The organism is Actibacterium sp. EMB200-NS6, from assembly GCF_001305615.1.
Classification (GTDB): Bacteria; Pseudomonadota; Alphaproteobacteria; order Rhodobacterales; family Rhodobacteraceae; genus Actibacterium_A; species Actibacterium_A naphthalenivorans.
In genome coordinates this window covers 1,953,530-1,970,841 of the sequence record NZ_CP010869.1, presented here as the reverse complement: position 1 = coordinate 1,970,841, position 17,312 = coordinate 1,953,530, and the positions used below count along the sequence as shown (strand labels likewise).

At 61.2% G+C, this 17,312-nt stretch carries 16 protein-coding genes; 13 read left to right on the top strand and 3 right to left on the bottom strand.

The window, feature by feature from the left end; translation table 11 throughout:
- Positions 1-104: 104 nt before the first annotated feature.
- Both dctP and TQ29_RS09595 read right to left on the bottom strand, forming a co-directional pair.
- Entirely contained in the window at positions 105-1,115 is a 1,011-nt protein-coding gene (gene dctP / locus TQ29_RS09600; protein WP_054538971.1) for a TRAP transporter substrate-binding protein DctP, read from the bottom strand.
- A gap of 256 nt (positions 1,116-1,371) precedes the next feature.
- The gene (locus TQ29_RS09595; RefSeq protein ID WP_207642702.1) at positions 1,372-2,778 is read right to left on the bottom strand and encodes a PLP-dependent aminotransferase family protein; all 1,407 of its coding nucleotides are present in this window, start codon (positions 2,776-2,778) and stop codon (positions 1,372-1,374) included.
- Between the two features lie 65 nt (positions 2,779-2,843).
- Between TQ29_RS09595 and TQ29_RS09590 the strand changes: the two genes are divergently transcribed.
- The 9 genes from TQ29_RS09590 (at position 2,844) to TQ29_RS09550 (ending at position 13,315) form a co-directional block, all read left to right on the top strand.
- On the top strand, positions 2,844-3,344 hold the full coding sequence (locus tag TQ29_RS09590; RefSeq protein ID WP_054538970.1) for an Lrp/AsnC family transcriptional regulator: 501 nt from the start codon (positions 2,844-2,846) through the stop codon (positions 3,342-3,344).
- A 132-nt stretch (positions 3,345-3,476) separates the two neighbouring features.
- On the top strand, positions 3,477-4,916 hold the full coding sequence (locus TQ29_RS09585) for an NAD-dependent succinate-semialdehyde dehydrogenase (RefSeq protein WP_054538969.1): 1,440 nt from the start codon (positions 3,477-3,479) through the stop codon (positions 4,914-4,916).
- 16 nt (positions 4,917-4,932) lie between these two features.
- Positions 4,933-6,303, top strand: coding sequence for an aspartate aminotransferase family protein (locus TQ29_RS09580; RefSeq protein ID WP_054538968.1), 1,371 nt, complete (start codon positions 4,933-4,935; stop codon positions 6,301-6,303).
- A gap of 720 nt (positions 6,304-7,023) precedes the next feature.
- Positions 7,024-8,085 carry a dipeptidase gene (locus tag TQ29_RS09575; protein ID WP_054538967.1) on the top strand — a complete coding sequence of 354 codons (1,062 nt, stop codon included), beginning with the start codon at positions 7,024-7,026 and terminating at the stop codon, positions 8,083-8,085.
- 55 nt (positions 8,086-8,140) lie between these two features.
- Positions 8,141-9,736 (top strand): ABC transporter substrate-binding protein, encoded by a 1,596-nt coding sequence (locus tag TQ29_RS09570; RefSeq protein WP_054538966.1) that lies wholly within the window; start codon positions 8,141-8,143, stop codon positions 9,734-9,736.
- On the top strand, positions 9,737-10,810 hold the full coding sequence (locus tag TQ29_RS09565) for an ABC transporter permease (RefSeq protein ID WP_054538965.1): 1,074 nt from the start codon (positions 9,737-9,739) through the stop codon (positions 10,808-10,810).
- Positions 10,810-11,721: a nickel transporter permease gene (gene nikC, locus TQ29_RS09560; protein ID WP_054538964.1), complete on the top strand. Its 912-nt coding sequence runs from the start codon at positions 10,810-10,812 to the stop codon at positions 11,719-11,721. The genes TQ29_RS09565 and nikC overlap by 1 nt, the downstream gene beginning before the upstream one ends.
- Entirely contained in the window at positions 11,721-12,578 is an 858-nt protein-coding gene (locus TQ29_RS09555) for an ABC transporter ATP-binding protein (protein ID WP_054538963.1), read from the top strand. The genes nikC and TQ29_RS09555 overlap by 1 nt, the downstream gene beginning before the upstream one ends.
- Positions 12,575-13,315, top strand: a complete 741-nt coding sequence (locus tag TQ29_RS09550; protein WP_054538962.1) for an ABC transporter ATP-binding protein — start codon at positions 12,575-12,577, stop codon at positions 13,313-13,315. Before TQ29_RS09555 ends, TQ29_RS09550 begins: the two co-directional genes overlap by 4 nt.
- A 309-nt stretch (positions 13,316-13,624) precedes the next feature.
- On the opposite strand, the gene TQ29_RS09545 is transcribed toward TQ29_RS09550, so the two are convergent.
- The gene (locus tag TQ29_RS09545; RefSeq protein WP_054538961.1) at positions 13,625-14,554 is read right to left on the bottom strand and encodes a LysR substrate-binding domain-containing protein; all 930 of its coding nucleotides are present in this window, start codon (positions 14,552-14,554) and stop codon (positions 13,625-13,627) included.
- Positions 14,555-14,659: 105 nt separating this feature from the next.
- On the opposite strand from TQ29_RS09545, the gene TQ29_RS09540 reads away from it, so the two are divergent.
- The 4 genes from TQ29_RS09540 to TQ29_RS20655 all read left to right on the top strand — a co-directional run bounded on the left by TQ29_RS09540 (position 14,660) and on the right by TQ29_RS20655 (position 17,179).
- Positions 14,660-15,304, top strand: a complete 645-nt coding sequence (locus tag TQ29_RS09540; RefSeq protein WP_054538960.1) for a peroxiredoxin — start codon at positions 14,660-14,662, stop codon at positions 15,302-15,304.
- 61 nt (positions 15,305-15,365) lie between these two features.
- A complete protein-coding gene (locus TQ29_RS09535) occupies positions 15,366-15,809 on the top strand; it encodes a Dps family protein (RefSeq protein ID WP_054538959.1) in 444 nt (147 codons plus the stop codon).
- Between the two features lie 61 nt (positions 15,810-15,870).
- Complete coding sequence (locus TQ29_RS09530; protein WP_054538958.1) at positions 15,871-16,740, top strand: MBL fold metallo-hydrolase; 870 nt, start codon at positions 15,871-15,873, stop codon at positions 16,738-16,740.
- A 124-nt stretch (positions 16,741-16,864) separates the two neighbouring features.
- Positions 16,865-17,179 (top strand): hypothetical protein, encoded by a 315-nt coding sequence (locus TQ29_RS20655; protein ID WP_157445561.1) that lies wholly within the window; start codon positions 16,865-16,867, stop codon positions 17,177-17,179.
- Positions 17,180-17,312: the final 133 nt, after the last annotated feature.

Sequence of the window (17,312 nt, the reverse complement as noted above, 5' to 3'; positions counted from 1 at the left end):
GGGCTGGTCTTCGGGATCTGCCGGGCTCATCAAAGCTTCTCCGTCATTCCTTGGGGGCATGCCCGCAGGGGCGGGGCGGCCGGTTGGCCGCCCCGGTCGGGCGGTTATTCGGCTGCCGCCGCGAGATCGGCTTTCATCTGCTCGAGGATCTTCTTGCCGCTGTCCCCGGTCATTTCGATGAAGGTCTCCTCGACGGTTCCGGCAGCGGCCTTGAAGGGCGCGCGTTCCTCTTCCGTCAGCACGATGACCTCCATTTCGGGCTTGGCCTTCTTGATCGCCTCAAGCGCCACCGACTCGAGATCCTTCTGATAGGCCAGGATGTATTCGAAGGCCGCGTCCGTGGCATTTTCGATCACCTGCTGGTCCGCTTCGGGCAGGGCGTCGTAGAAGTCCTTGTTGGCCATCAGGGCGGTGGTGAAGTTGTTGTGCCCGGCATAGATGATCACATCCGTCACTTCGTAAAGCTTGGTGGATTCGATGAACGAGGTGGGGTTTTCCTGACCCTGGATGATGTTGGTCTGCAGCGCGCCATACACCTCGCCCCACGGCAGCGGCGTGGGGGTCGCGCCGAACGCCTTGTAGCTTTCCACCAGCAGCGGGTTGGTCATGACGCGGAACTTCACCTCGTCAAGATCCTCGGGGCTGTGCACGGGCTTTTTCGTGGTCATCGCCACTTCACCCTCGGGGAACATCGTCAGAAGCTCCAGGCCCTGCGCGGCATAGAGTTCGGGGAACATCTCGTTCAGCGCGACGGAGTTGCGGAAAAAGCTGTTCAGCTGCTCGGTGTCGCCGGGCAGCAGATAGGGCACGAAAAAGACCTGCGCCTCGGGGATCAGCGATCCGGTGAAGCCCGGAGACTGATCGACGAATTGCAGGATGCCGGCCTGGGCCTGCTCCATGATATCAGCGGATTCGCCCAATGTGCCATAGGGGAAAAGCTGGATCGTGTGATCGGAATTGGCTTCGACCTCGGCCTTGAACTTCTGGGCGAATTTCCCCTGAACCTCTTCCAGCGCCTCTTCAAACGCATAGCGCCAGGTGTCGGCATGTGCAGCGGACAGGCCAAGGGTCATGGTTGCGACGGTTCCGGCGACAATCGCCGTGCGAATGGTCATTTCTATTCTCCTTTACGGCGTCGGGATCTGGCCGATCTCGATCACGCTGCAGTGTGGGAAACGGTGCTGAAAGCGCGCCTCTCAGGCCTGTTGCCTTGCAAGCTTGGGTGAGGCTGGCCATTGAAGAATGGTTTGTAAGCTGCGGCAATCAAATCAATCGATATATTAAATCATGACAATTTGACCGGGTTTCATAATCGACATTTCCGGGCGTTCGTTCTCTCGGAGCCCGGTTGGGTGGCGGTTTGCTTAAAAATTAATCCGTTTCATAAATTCGATCCGGGGCTTTCCCTTGTTCCGCCGGGCCGCTCAGCAATGTGGCAACGATGTCTATGCCGGTTTCAAAGGCTTTTTCGGAACGGTTCCCGACACAAAACCGGATGCCGGGATGATAGCTGGCGTCGTCGAGTGCGAACGGATTGCCGGGCGCAACGGCCAGCCCGCGTTCGCGCAGGCGGGCAACGACGGCAGCTTCATGCCCCGGCTCGGACAGCGGGATCCAGATGTGAAGGCCGCGCGGTGCGGCGCGGTGCCTTATCGGGCCCAGCCGATCCGCCGCGAACTGGTTGCGCCGCGCCAGCGCGCGACGCTGCCAGTGCAAAAGCTCTTCGGCTGTGCCCTCGGCGATCCAGCGCGCGCCGATTTCGCCCATCAGGGCCGTCGCCATCCAGCTCGTCGCGAGATGGCGATTGTTCGCGGCCTCTGCCAACCGCGGGGGAACGACAAGATATCCCACGCGCAGGCCGGGCAGCAGGCATTTGCTCAGCCCGGTGAAGTAAAGCGTCCTTTCCGGTGCGCGCATCGCCAGCGGGGCAGGGCGGTGCGGTTCAAGCGGGCCCCAGGCGTCATTCTCGACGATCATCAACCCGTGATGTCTGGCGACGGCACAGATCGCGTCGCGACGCTCGTTTCCCATGGTGCACGCCAGCGCATTCAGACCGGCCGGCATGGTATAGAGCGCCTTGACCTGCGTCGCGCTGCACAGGTTGTCGAGCGCTTCGGGCAGGATGCCCTCGTGATCCATTGGCAGTGCGGCAAGCCGGAGCCCGAGCGTGCGCGCCAGCGTCGGCAGCGTATGATGCCCCATCGCTTCGGTTGCCACCAGATCCCCTGCGGTCGTCACGCTTGTCAGGGCAACCGTCATGGCCGAGGTGCTGCCGTTGGTCATGATGACGCAGTCCGATGCGGTGCGAACGCCGCAACGTTGCAGCCAGGTCAACGCGGTCTGCACATGCGAACTATGCGCCGGCTGCGGGCGAAAGGACTGCAGCACGGCATCGGGCAGCGCGCTGGCCATGCCACCAAGCGTTTCGCTCATTTTCCGGGTGTGAAGCTCGGTCACGATCGGCGTCAACATGGAACAGTCGATGACTTTCTGCTCCGGGGTGACACGCTGATAAGGCGGCGCCGCCTCGCGCGCCGCAGTGGACACGAAGGTTCCGCGCCCGACCTCGCCGACAATCATCTGGATGCGGATCAGTTCCTCATAGGCGCGGCTGACCGTCTGAACCGACAGGCCCAGCTGATAGGCCAGTTCGCGGTGGGTCGGAAGCCTGTCGCCCGGGCGCAGGGCGCCGGTTTCAATGGCTGAAACGATCGCCTGGGCAAGGTACCGGTAGGCGGGTCGTTTCAGAGTGCCAGGGCGGGGAGGCCAGATTGTCATGCAACAATAGTTGGCGGGCACAGAAGAAATTGACAAGCCGGATCATAATTCGCAAGGGTGCGCGAATGTCAGAACATGCGCTCGATGATCGTGATATCGCGATCCTTTCGATCCTCGCGCGCGAGGGTCGCATCTCGAAGACCGAATTGTCGCGGCGGGTGAACCTGTCTGCAACGCCCTGCTGGCAGCGGCTCAAAAAGCTGGAAGCCGCCGGATTGATCACCGGCTATCACGCGGATATCGCGCTGACAAAGCTCGGTCCTCATGTGGTTGTCTTCGTGACGATCGAGCTGGAAAACCACCGCGCCGAGAATTTCCAGACCTTCGAGCGCACTATCCTGCGCTATGAAGAGGTGACCGCCTGTTGGGCGATCGGCGGGGGGTTTGACTATCTGCTGCAGGTCACCACGCGCGACATCGGGCGCTATCAGGATCTGATCGACGCGATGCTGGACGCCCGGATCGGGTTGAAGCGGTATTTTTCATATATCGTGACAAAGGCGGTGAAATCGGGCGGTGCGCCACCGTTTGACCTGCTCGTGAACGGCGCGCCCAGCAAGGGTTGACTGTCGGCGGGCGCCGAAATGGTGAAATCCTCTTTTTCCGGGCCAAGAAAAACGGAATCCTCCTCCCGTGTCAGAGGATGATGGTGCGTAGTCAAAACCCTGGAGCACCCGCGCGTGAACAGCCTGTCATCCATGCTGACCGATCCGGGCCTGTTGCATGAGGCCTCTTATATCAACGGGGACTGGGCCGATGCCTCCGACCGGATCGCGGTGCATGATCCGGCAACGGGCGGCGCGGTGGCCTGCATCGCGCGGATGGGGGCCGCGCAGGCGGCGTGCGCCGTGGATGCGGCTCAGGCCGCGTTTGGCCCATGGGCGCGGGCTTTGCCGCAGGAACGCGCGCGCCTGCTGCGCAACTGGTTCGATCTGATGATCGCGCATCGCGAGGATCTTGCGATCCTCATGACGATGGAGCAGGGCAAGCCCCTGTCCGAAGCGCGGGGCGAGATCGACTATGCCGCCGCGTTCCTTGAATATTACGCCGAAGAGACCCGCCGTCCCAATATCGAAAGCGTCACCTCGCATCTGCCCGATGCCGAGATGGAGCTGTGGCGCGAACCCGTTGGCGTGGCCGCGCTGATCACGCCCTGGAATTTTCCGTCCGCGATGATCACCCGCAAGGCCGCCGCCGCGCTGGCCGCCGGGTGCACGGTCGTCATCCACCCTTCGGCGCAGACGCCGCTTTCGGCGCTGGCGCTGGCGGACCTCGCGGCGCGGGCCGGGATACCCTCGGGCGTGCTGAATGTTGTCGCGGGCGATGCGGCCGAGATTGTGGGCACCTGGACCGCCGATCCGCGCGTGCGGGCGCTGTCCTTCACCGGCTCGACCGAGGTGGGCAAGCTGCTGTATCGCCAGTCCGCCGAGACGGTGAAACGTCTGGTGCTTGAGCTTGGCGGGCACGCACCGTTTCTGGTTTTCGCCGATGCGGATATGGATCTGGCGCTGGACGAGGCAATCAAGGCCAAATTCGCCACCTCCGGGCAGGATTGTCTGGGCGCCAACAGGTTTCTTGTCGAACGTCCGGCCTACGCGCGGTTCTGCGAAGGCTTTGCCACACGGGCCGCTGCGCTGACGCTGGGGCCGGGGATGACGGACCGCGATCTTGGCCCGCTGATGAACGAAGCCGCCGTGGCGAAACAACAGGCCCATGTGGCCGACGCGCTTGCCCGCGGCGCGCGGCTGCTGACCGGCGGTGCGCGTGATCCGCAGGGGCCGCTGTTCTTTCAGCCCACGGTGCTGGCCGACGTGCCCGCCGATGCACGCATCATGCACGAGGAAACCTTTGGCCCCGTCGCCGCCATCGCGCCCTTTGATACCGAGGAAGAGGCGATCACCCGCGCCAATGACACCGAATACGGGCTGGTCTCCTATGTCCACAGCACCGACCCCGCGCGGATCTACCGCGCCTCGCGCGCGCTGCAGTTCGGGATGGTGGCGGTGAACCGCACCAAGGTCACCGGCGCGCCCATTCCCTTTGGGGGCATGAAACAATCCGGCCTCGCCCGCGAGGGCGCCCGTCATGGGCTCGAGGCCTTTACCGATATCAAATATGTCTGCCGCAACTGGGCGTGACACGAAAGGAACGACAATGCTGACGAACGATCAACTGGCCGCCTGGGACCGCGACAATTTCTGCCACCCCTCGACCCATCTGGGGCAATTCGCGCGCGGAGAGGCCCCGCAGCGGATCATCACCGGCGGCAAGGGGGTTTTTATAGAGGATCGCGACGGCAACCGGTTTCTGGATGCCTTCGCCGGGCTTTACTGCGTGAACGTGGGCTATGGCCGCACCGAGATCAGCGACGCGATTGCCGAGCAGGCCCGCGAACTGGCCTATTACCACGCCTATGCCGGGCATGGCTCCGAGGCGTCGATCACGCTGGCCAAGATGGTGCTGGACCGCGCGCCAGATCACATGTCCAAGGTCTATTTCGGCCTGTCGGGGTCGGATGCGAACGAGACCAACATCAAGCTGATCTGGTATTACAACAACATCCTGGGGCGGCCCGCGAAGAAAAAGATCATCTCGCGCTGGCGCGGCTATCACGGGTCGGGGCTGATGACCGGGTCGCTGACAGGGCTTGAGCTGTTTCACAAGAAGTTCGACCTGCCGCTGTCACAGGTGATCCACACCGAGGCGCCGTATTATTTCCGCCGCCCCGACCCGGCCATGTCCGAGGCCGCCTTTACCGCCCATTGCGTCGCCGAGCTTGAGGCGCTGATCGCCCGCGAAGGCGCCGACACGATTGCCGCCTTCATCGGTGAGCCCGTTCTGGGCACCGGCGGTCTGGTCCCGCCGCCCGAAGGCTATTGGCCCGCGATTCAGGCCGTGCTGAAACAGCATGACATCCTGCTGATCGCCGATGAGGTCGTGACCGGCTTTGGCCGGCTTGGCACGATGTTCGGCAGCGACCACTATGGCATGACCCCGGATTTCATCACCATCGCCAAAGGGCTGACCTCGGCTTATGCGCCGCTGTCGGGATCGATCATTTCGGACCGCGTGTGGCAGGTGCTGGAACAGGGCACCGACGAAAACGGCGTGATGGGCCATGGGTGGACCTATTCCGCGCATCCCATTGGCGCGGCGGCGGGCGTGGCGAACCTGCGCCTGATCGACACGCTCGGCCTTGTAGACAACGCGGGCCACGTGGGCGCTTTGCTGACAGAGCGGATGCGCGCGGCAATCGGCGACCATCCCAATGTGGGCGAGGTGCGCGGCGAAGGCATGCTGTGCGCGGTGGAGCTTGTGGAAGACCGCGCCGCGCGGCGCTTCCTTGATCCGGTGGGGCAGATGTCGGGCAAGGTGGTCGCCGCGATGCACAGGAACGGCGTGATCGCGCGGGCGATGCCTCAGGGCGACATCATCGGCTTTGCGCCTCCGCTCTGCCTTGATGCGGACGAAGCGGATCAGATCGTGGCGGTGACGGCCCGGGCCATCACGGAAACATTTGGCTGACGGGGGGCGCAAGGCTCTGAAGTGGCCTTGCGGCTCGCTCTGAGCGCCCTGAACCGCGTGGTTTGGAGTCGGAGTTTTCCGATAAGCTTCGCTGGCCGGGAGAGGAGCGGAATCGCATGAAAACGCCAAGTTCCCGGAGGCGCACAGGGCGTTCAACTTGACGCGGGGTGAAGAAGGTACTCCGGTGGCCGAGATCTCCCGGCAGGCAAGGATCAGACAGGCAAGCTATTCAATTTGAATAAGAAGTCTCGCGGCCCTGTGCCCGATGTGACCCGCCGAACGCTCTGAGCGTCTGCCCGCAAGCTGAAGCTTGTCGACGAGATTCTGGTTGACTGGGGTGCGCAGGTCCGCCGGGCCCGCCGGGCGCCGCGGTTCGACATTTCGTGCCACCACGACACGTCCCGCCGCACGGGTCAGGCCGGCCTCTCAGGAGGGATCAACGAGATATGCGAGACCCCGGTTGTGCCTCGGAGTCTGCTTCAGACTGAAGACCGACAAGCCGGTGGAAGAGCGACGCAGCGACAAGCGGATTGAACTCTCCCCAGTGATGTCGCAGTCGCAGCAATGCGCGAAGCGCCCGATATTCGGGCAAACTGGTCAAGTTTCGGTTGCCATACGGGTCTCGATGAAAAAACTTAGCTTTCGAGTTCTCAAAACACATTGTTTTTCGGGCTCTGAAATTTCCTTTCATGTTGGGGTGGCGCGTCACCGGGCGGAACAATGATCACAACAGAAATACCTATCGTCTTTGACGGGCATAACGACGTTTTGCTCAAACTCTATCAAGCCGGTGGCGTTAGCGCCGCGGAGAGTTTCCTGAGCGGTCGCGATGGCGCGATCGACTGTCTCTCGGCCAAGGCTGGTGGGTTTGGTGGCGGTTTCTTCGCCGTCTATGTGCCGTCGCCTCAGGACCTCGAGTTCAAATTCGATCAGATGACGCAGGCGGCCTATGACCTGCCTTTGCCCGATCCGATCGATTGGCAGGACGCCTTTCCAGTTGTCATGGCGCAGGCGGCAATTCTGTTCGATCTCGAAAAGCGCGGCGCCTTGACCATCTGCCGGAGCGTCGCAGACATCCGCGCGGCCCTTGCGCAGGGGAGAATGGCGGCGATTTTTCATATCGAAGGGGCAGAGGGTATTGATGCCGATCTCAATGCACTCGAACTGCTCTATCGGGCCGGATTGCGTTCGCTTGGGCCCGTCTGGAGCCGTCCTACGATTTTTGGCCATGGCGTTCCCTTTCGGTTCCCGAGCACAGCGGACACCGGGCCCGGCCTGACGGAGCACGGGATCAATCTGGTCAAGCGCTGCAATGAGCTGGGGATCATGATCGATCTCTCCCATCTCAATGAGGCCGGATTTTGGGACGTGGCGCGCCTTTCCTCCGCGCCGCTTGTCGCCACGCATTCCAATGCTCATGCGATTTGCCCGCACAGCCGGAACCTGACCGACAAACAATTGGCCGCCATTCGCGAAAGCGATGGTATGGTGGGGCTGAATTTCGCGGTGGCATTCCTGCGCGACGACGGGCGCATGATATCCGATGTGCCGCTGACGCAGCTGTTGCGGCATCTCGACCATTTGATCGATCATCTGGGCGAGGATCGGGTGGGGTTGGGATCGGACTATGATGGCGCTGTGGTGCCTTCCGATCTGACGACCTGCGGCGGCCTGCCCAAACTGAGACAGGCAATGGCAGGGCATGGATATGGCGAGGCGTTGATCACCAAGCTGTGCCACGAAAACTGGCTGCGCGTGCTGGAAAAAACATGGGGGGGCTAACCCCCGAAAATTGCGCAGAGCTTACTACAACCGACCAACCGGAGAGGGTTAAAACATGAATGCTTTGAACAGACTACTCAGCGGCGCCGCAATTGGGCTTGCCGTAACCGTGACGTCCCTGGGTGCCTGGGCGGAAACGCCCGCCAATATGCTGGTCATCGCACACAGGATCGACGACGTGACCACGCTCGACCCGGCGGAGAGCTTTGAGTTCGCGGGCGGCGATATCAGCCGCAACGTCTATGGCCGCCTGGTCACTCTTGATCCGATGGATCTGGCGGCGGGCTATAAACCTGATCTGGCGACCGGCTGGGAGGTTTCCGAGGATGGCAAAACCATCACCTTCACCATGCGCGAAGGCGTGACCTTCCATTCGGGCAATCCGGTACGTGCAGAAGACGCGGCGTTTTCGCTGCAACGTGCGGTGATCTTGAACAAAACCCCGGCGTTCATTCTGACGCAATTCGGCTTTACCCCCGAAAACGTCACCGAGATGATCACGGCCGACGGCAATACGCTGACCCTCACCACGGACAAGAAATACGCCACCTCCTTTGTGCTGAACTGTCTGACGGCGACCATTGGCGGGATCGTCGACAAAGAGACGGTCATGGCGAATGAGGTTGACGGCGATATGGGCAACACCTGGCTGAAAACCAATTCGGCCGGCTCTGGCCCCTACAAGCTTGACGGCTGGAAGCCCAACGAGAGCGTTTCGCTGTCGTCATATCCCGACTACTACGGCCGTGAGCCAAGCATGAAGCGGGTGATTGTGCGCCACGTGATCGAAAGCGCCTCTCAGCGGTTGCTTTTGGAACGCGGCGACATCGATATCGCGCGTAACCTGAACCCCGAGGATATCGCGGGCGCCTCGGCTGAAGAAGGCATCAAGATCGAGGACGAGCTGAAGGGCCGTCTGATGTATCTTGCGCTGAACCAGAACCACCCGGTGTTGTCCAAGCCGGAAGTGCGGCAGGCATTCAAATATCTGGTCGATTACGAGGGCATGAAAGACAGCTTTCTGAAGGGCCAGTACACCATTCATCAAAACTTCCTGCCGGCGACCTATCTTGGCGCATCTGACGAGAACCCGTTCTCCTTGAACATTGAAAAGGCCAAGGAGCTTCTGGCCGAGGCCGGTGTCGAAGGGCTCGAGATCGAAGCGGGCGTGCGTGAAGCGCAGGAGCGGATCGAGATCGCGCAATCCGTGCAAAATACGTTGGCGCAGGTCGGGATCAAACTGAACATCACCGTTGGTACCGCCAAACAGATCCTTGCGCGCTATCGCGCCCGCGATCTGGATGTCTATCTTGGTGCCTGGGGGCCGGACTACCCCGATCCCCAGACCAACGCGGGCACGTTCGCCTACAATCCCGACAACAGCGTCGAGGCCAATGCCACCGGCCTGCTGGCGTGGCGGACGGCGTGGAATCCGGGTGACTTGACCGAAAAGGTCGACGCGGCGGTGACTGAAACGGATCGCGATACGCGGATCAAGATGTATCAGGACATGCAGGCCGAATTCCGCGAGGTTTCGCCCTTCGTCATCATGTTCCAGCAGATTGAGCAATCCGCCCTGCGTGAAAACGTGATGAACTTTTCGACGGGGCAGGCCGTGACCTCTGCCGCGTATTGGCAGGTTACCAAGTAAATGGCCCTTGCCGACAATGCAGATACGAGGCGCCCGAACCGGGCGCCTCTTTCCAGAGCTTCGTGGTCGGTGATCAAGACCGTCCTGAGCACCATAGGCTCCGTCGCGGTGACGCTTTTGGGGCTCTTGCTTGTCACCTTTGTCATTGGCCGCGTCATGCCGATTGATCCGGTTTTGTCCATCGTTGGCGAACGGGCGTCGCAATCAACCTATGACGCCGTATTTTACGAGTTGGGCCTCGACAAACCGCTGCTGGTTCAGTTTCTGTACTACCTCTGGGATGTGCTGCATCTGGATTTCGGCATTTCGCTTTTGAATGCGCGCCCCGTGTCCGAGGACATCGTTCGCGTTTTTCCGGCCACGCTCGAACTGGCCACGGTCGGCATACTGCTGGGCGTCGTCATCGGGGTGCCTCTGGGCGTTCTGGCGGCCGTGCGCAAAGATTCGTGGATCGACCAGATCGCGCGTGTCGTCGCCCTGGTTGGCTACTCCATGCCGATTTTCTGGCTGGGGCTGATGGGGCTTTTGATCTTTTACGGCATTCTGGGATGGGTCGGAGGGCCCGGACGCGTCGGCATCTTCTACGTTGATGTGGTTCCGACCGTCACCGGCTTGATCCTCGTGGACAGTCTGCTCGACGGAAACATCGAGATATTCAAGGATGCTTTCAGCCATATCATCCTGCCTGCGTCCCTGCTCGGGTATTACTCGCTTGCCTATATCAGCCGGATGACACGCTCCTTCATGCTGGAACAGATGAATGCCGAGTATATCACGACGGCGCGGGTAAAGGGCCTGTCGGAATGGGATGTGGTTTGGAAACACGCCTTCCGGAACATCCGCGTGCAGCTGATCACCGTGATCGCGCTGAGTTACGCGGGGCTTCTGGAGGGATCGGTGCTGACCGAAATCATCTTTAGCTGGCCCGGCATCGGCAGCTATATCACCACCGCGCTTCTGAGTGCGGATATGAACGCCGTACTCGGCGGCACGGTCGTGGTCGGGTTGATCTTCATCCTGCTCAACATCTTCTCTGACCTGCTCTACAAAATATTCGATCCGAGAGCGAAATAGTGTCTGACAGGCAAACCCTCAGAGATTGGCTTCTGACAGAGACGCCTACGTCGCGCCGGCATGCAAAACTTTCGGCGCTCTATCATGGCTGGCTGACGTTTCGGTCGAACTCGATGGCGATGCTCGGGCTGGCCATTCTTGTGGCTCTGGTGCTGACTGCGCTGTTCGCTCCGCTGCTCGCGCCACTCGATCCGTTCGAGCAAAACCTCAGCCAGCGGCTTTTGCCGCTCGGGGCCGAAAATCATCTGTTCGGCACGGACAGTCTTGGCCGGGACATTCTGTCCCGGCTGATCTATGGCGCACGCATCACCCTGTACATCGTGGCGCTCGTCGCCCTGATCGCCCCGATCGTCGGGCTTCTGGTCGGAACGGTCTCGGGCTATGTCGGCGGATGGATCGACACGGTCCTGATGCGCGTCACCGACATCTTCCTTGCCTTCCCGAGACTGGTTCTGGCTCTGGCCTTCGTCGCGGCGCTTGGCGCGGGGATCGAAAACGCGGTGATCGCCATCTCTCTCACCGCATGGCCGCCCTATGCCCGCATCGCGCGGGCCGAAACGCTTACCATCCGTTCCTCGGATTACATCAGCGCGATCAAGCTTCAGGGCGCAGGGCCGCTCAGGATCATCACCAAACATATCTGGCCGCTGTGCATCTCCTCGCTCATCGTGCGCGTCACGCTCGACATGGCGGGGATCATTCTGGCGGCGGCGGGGCTTGGTTTTCTTGGCCTCGGGGCACAGCCCCCCAGCCCGGAGTGGGGGGCGATGATTTCCGAAGGTCGGCGCTTCATTCTCGACCACTGGTGGGTCGCCACCATGCCCGGTCTTGCGATTTTCACCGTGTCTCTGGCCTTCAACCTTTTGGGCGACGGGCTGCGGGATGTGCTTGATCCAAAGGCAGGTGACTGATGTCCACCCTTCTTGATGTCGAAAACCTGTGGGTGAAATTCCCCAGCCGGCAGGGCGTCTTCGATGCCGTGCGCGGCGTGTCCTTCACGCTGGGCCGGGAACGGCTTGGTATCGTGGGCGAAAGCGGATCCGGCAAATCCATGACCGGGCGCGCCATCTTGCGCCTGATCCGCGCGCCCGGAATTGTCGAGGCAGATCACATCTCTCTCGAGGGCGTCGATCTGCTCAAGATGTCTGAGAAAGAGATGCGGGCCGTGCGCGGGCAACGCATCAGCATGGTGATGCAGGATCCGAAATTCTCGCTCAACCCGGTGATGACGATCGGTGATCAGATCATGGAGGCGTATCGGCTGCATAGCAGAGCCTCGAAAAGGGAAGCTTTCGCGAAATCCATCGAGATGTTGGAGGCGGTGTCGATCCGCGATCCATTCCGTGTGATGCGGGCCTATCCGCATGAAATGTCGGGCGGTATGGGGCAGCGGATCATGATCGCGATGATGCTGATCCCCAATCCCGAAATTCTCATCGCCGATGAGCCGACATCGGCCCTGGATGTGTCTGTCCAGAGGCAAGTTCTTGATATCATGGACAAGCTCGTCAAAGAGCGGGGCATGGGGCTGATTTTCATCAGCCATGATCTGAATCTTGTCGCCGACTTCTGTGACCGGGTTCTGATCATGTATGCCGGGCGTATCGTCGAAGTTTGCGAGGCGGACAGGTTGCACGAGGCAAAGCACCCCTACACTCGCGGCCTGCTGAACTCCTTGCCACGTCTGGACGCGCCGCGCGACCGACTCGAGGTGCTTGAACGTGATCCGGCATGGGCCGAGGCCCCAAGTGTGAGCGGACGGATATGAAGATGCTGGAAGTCAAGGCGCTCAACGTGTGGTTCGGAGCGGGCCGGGATCGGGTGGATGCCGTGAAGGGCGCGAATTTTACGGTTGAAGAGGGCGAGAGCTTTGGTCTCGTGGGCGAAAGCGGGTCCGGAAAATCGACCATTCTGCGCGCGATCAGCGGGCTTGCGCCACAGTGGTCCGGCGGGATCAACGTCAACGGTATGAGCCTTGGAAGAAGACGCCCGAACGCGTTCTACAAAACCGTGCAAATGGTCTTCCAGGATCCCTATGCATCACTTCACCCCCGTCATTCCGTTGATCAGGTTTTGGGGGAAACCCTGTATTTGCATGGCTTTCGCGACATCGACGCGCGGGTTGTTCGGCTGTTGGATGACGTGGGGTTGGGACAAAAGTTCCGCTTCCGTTACCCGCATCAGCTGTCAGGGGGGCAACGGCAACGCGTGGCCATCGCCCGCGCACTGGCGCCTGAGCCAAAACTGTTGCTGCTCGATGAACCGACCTCGGCCCTGGATGTGTCTGTTCAGGCCGAAGTCCTCAACCTGTTGGCGGATTTGCGGGCGGATCATGGATTGACCTATCTCATGGTCTCGCATGACCTGTCGGTGGTGAGCCATGTGTGCGACCGCCTGGCAGTGATGAAAGACGGAGAAATCGTCGAGGTCATGGATGTCGCAGCGCTGCGCCAAATGCGGGCGACCCACCCCTATTCGCAACAGCTTTTGCAGGCGTCGATATGATAGCTCAGGGGCCTGTGCCAGAATTGGGCACTCCAAGAGCCAGGTCCCTCGCTCCCCGCGATGCGGCTTGGCTTTGAAACATGCGGCTGCGGTATTCCCAAATTGACAGGTGGTGGAGAGACAGCTGAACTGATGCGGCGGATGCCCCCAGACGGCATCGGATGTGCCATAACAGTTTCGTAGGAACCGACGCCCGTATCCGAAAGGCTGACCATGGGCTGGTCGATGGGAATTCCAAATTGAACCTGTTTCCGATGCTGTCTCTTAACTTCGTCAGCGAAGGCGGATGTGCGAATGGGGCGGAAGCCTTTACGTTTGTTCCGAGGTTTCGACGCTGGCCCGGGTGGTGACATCTGACAGTTCTTGACGTTTGCGCCGCAACAGGGCGCCGAGCTTGCTGAAGAGCTCTGACCGCGCGGACCCAGGGCGCCAGGCAAGAACCACATGACGGGGGCAGGCGTCGGGGAGGGGCGTCAGCTGCACCTGTTCGGTTCCGACCACGCCAGCCTCCACCGCGAGGTTTGGCAAGAGGGTGATCCCCAAGCCTTCGGAAACCATGGCGATCAAGGTGGTCAGGCTGGTCGCGGCAAAGCTGTCTTCAGCGGCAGATATGCGCCCCGGATAGGCTTCCAGCGCATGACGCTGGAGGCAATGACCCTTCTCGAGGAGCATCAGCTGCCCGCTTTGCGTCAGTGCTTCGGCACCTTGCGGCGTGGGCCAGCCGGACGGAGAGGCCAGTTGATAGCCGTCTTCGAACAGCGGCAGGATATCCAGTGCGCCGGTCTCGAAAGGCAGGGCGATCAACACCAGGTCGAGACGCCCCGCGGCGAGACCCTCGATCAGACTCTCGGTCATCTCTTCCCGCAGGTAAACGCGCAGCTTCGGAAAGGCGCTCCGGATCGCGGGCAGGGCACGGGGCAGCAGGTAGGGCCCGATCGTCGGGATCGAGCCGAGCTTGAGATCGCCTTCGAACGGGTTTTGATGGGCCTGGGCGAGGGTCTCGATCTCGGCGGCGTCCAGCAACAGACGCCGGGCACGGGCGGCGATCTCTTCGCCCAAGGGGGTCAGCATGACGCTGCGCCGGGTCCTTTCGATCAACTGCACGCCCAAACGCTCTTCCAGCTCCTTGATCCCGGCACTGAGAGTTGGTTGGGTGACAAAGCAGATTTCAGCCGCGCGCGAGAAATTCAACGTCTCGGCGACGGCGGTCAGAAAACGCAATTGGCGAAGGGTCAGCATTGATAGATCTAACCTATAACTCCTAGAGTTATATTCAATTTCATCTATAAGTGTCCAGCGGCTATCTTTGTTTCATCGAGACGCTGATAAGAAGGACAGCAAAAAATGACCGATCAAACCCAACACACCGGCGCGCGTCTGAATGAAGCCGCCCCCGCCTTTGATGCCCCCACAACCCATGGCCGTAAAACGCTTGAGGATTATCGCGGCAAGTGGCTTGTCCTGTTCTCGCACCCTGCCGATTTCACGCCCGTTTGCACCACGGAATTCATCGCTTTCGCCAGAAAACATGATGATTTCGCCGCGCGCAGCACAGAGCTTTTGGGCCTGTCCATCGACAGCCACTACAGCCACATCGCCTGGGTGCTGAACATCAAGGAGAAGTTCGGCGTGGATGTGCGCTTTCCGATCATCGCAGACCTGAACATGGCGGTGGCCCAGGCGTATGGCATGATCCAGCCGGGGGCCTCTGATACAGCGGCGGTGCGCGCGACCTTCCTGATCGACCCCGAGGGGGTGCTGCGCGCCATGGTCTACTATCCGATGAATGCGGGCCGCTCTGTCGACGAGATCTACCGCCTGCTGGTCGCGATGCAGACCGCTGACGAGCACAAATGTGCGATGCCCGAGAACTGGAAACCCGGCGAGCCTGTCATCGTGCCGACACCCGCGACACCCGAAGCCGCAGTGGCGCGTGCAGGCGAAGGCTTTGATACCGTCGACTGGTATTTCTCGACGCGGACGCTGTGACGCTGTCGGGCGGGCCCGCTGGGGCCCGCCCCCCTTTCAATTCATTTCAGGAGGCAGACCCATGACCACCGCGACCCAAGCGAACATCGACGCCCTCAACGCCGTACTCAGCCAGACCTTCCGCCTCTATGTGCAAACCCACGGCTATCACTGGAATGTCGAAGGCCCGGATTTTCGCCAATTGCACGCCGTGTTCGAAGCGCAGTACCAGAACCTCTGGGGCGCGCTGGATGACATCGCCGAGCGTATCCGCATTCAGGGTGCCTACGCCCCCGGCACCGTAGCGGATCTCATGACCAATGCGGGCGCCGAAGACGCGCCCGCGCAATCCGCAGAGGAGATGGTCGAGAAACTCATCGCTGGACACGAAGCGCTCGCCGCCACCCTGCGCGACGCCATCGGCACCGCCGGTGACGCAGGCGACGAGGTGTCCGCCGGGCTCCTGACCGATCGGCTGGAGTGGCACGAAAAGGAACTCTGGATGATGAAGGCCAGCGCCCGCTAGGCCATGCTGGCCGGGAGCACAGGCCTGGCCAGCGCACGAAAGAACGACAAGGAGCAGAGACATGACCAATCCCATCGTCAAAGCGTTCTGGGACAAACCGACCGGAAGCTGGCAATACGTCTTTCATGATCCCGACACGATGAAAGGCGCCATTGTCGACCCGGTCCTCGATTTCGATCCGCTGGCCGGCGCGACCTCTACCGCGAATGCCGAGCGTCTTCTGGAATACGTGCGCGAAACGGGGATCGAGCTTGACTGGATCCTCGATACCCATCCGCACGCCGATCACTTTTCGGCGGCGCAGTGGCTCAAGTCGCAGACGGGCGCGCCCACCGCCATCGGGGAAAAGGTGATCGAGGTTCAAAAGCTGTGGCAAGGCATCTACAACCTGCCCGAGGATTTCCCGACCGACGGCCGCCAATGGGACCATCTGTTCGCGGATGGCGACAGCTTCATGGTGGGCAACGTGCCGGTGACGGTGATGTTTTCGCCGGGGCATACGCTGGCATCCATCACCTATGTCGCGGGCGATGCGGCCTTCGTGCATGACACGCTGATGATGCCGGACAGTGGCAGCTCGCGCGCCGATTTCCCGGGCGGCAGTTCCAGCGCGCTTTATGACAGCATCTGTGCCATCCTCGCCCTGCCAGAAGAGACGCGGATCTTCGTGGGCCACGACTACGCCCCGAACCGTGAGGCGCAATGCGAGGCCACGGTGGCCGAACACCGCGCGGAGAACATCCACTGGAAGGGCGCTCCGTCCGAGGCCGAGTACCGCGCCGTGCGCGATGCCCGCGATGCGACCCTGCCGCTGCCCAAGCTGATGCTGGCCGCCTTGCAGGTAAATATCCGCGGCGGCCGCCTTCCCGAACCCGAGGACAACGGCCGATCCTACCTGAAGCTGCCCCTCAACGCATTCCAAAGCCGCTGATCCGCAGCCGCCACAGCCTTCAGCCGCGCCGAGGGGAGTGGCGGCCTTTTACGCAGCGCAACATGAATCTCAGCCCCGCCCGAAACGGCGGGGCTGTGCCGTTTTCGCGCGGGCGTGCCCTGCGGTGCGCGGGGGAACCTTCCCAGAAAACGATTGTTCCTGCGGGCGGAGCGAGCTTGCCCCTGGTGAGGCTCTTCCTGATTTGCAGGGTTTTGGTGCGTCTGTATTCTTGGCGACTTACGCGAGCGATCAGCAATTGCCGGGCTATGATGAGTTCGGAGTGATGTGTGTGACGAGCAACACGCCGTTTGATGAGGTTACAAAAGCGGCAGTTTTGATCAGCGATACCAATGCTTCTCATGTAACGCGCACCGTCGACGATGCTCACGATCCATCAGATGACCATGATCCGGGTCCTACCGATTACATCCCGTTCTAAGCTGAATTGTGGGCGCATATCCCTTGTGCGCCCACATGCGGAAATCCGCATCCATGTATGCGCCATTGTTGCGAGATCTCGTAACGCATTGAATGGAAAAGTAACATGGCGGGCCGAAGCCGACGAAACCGAG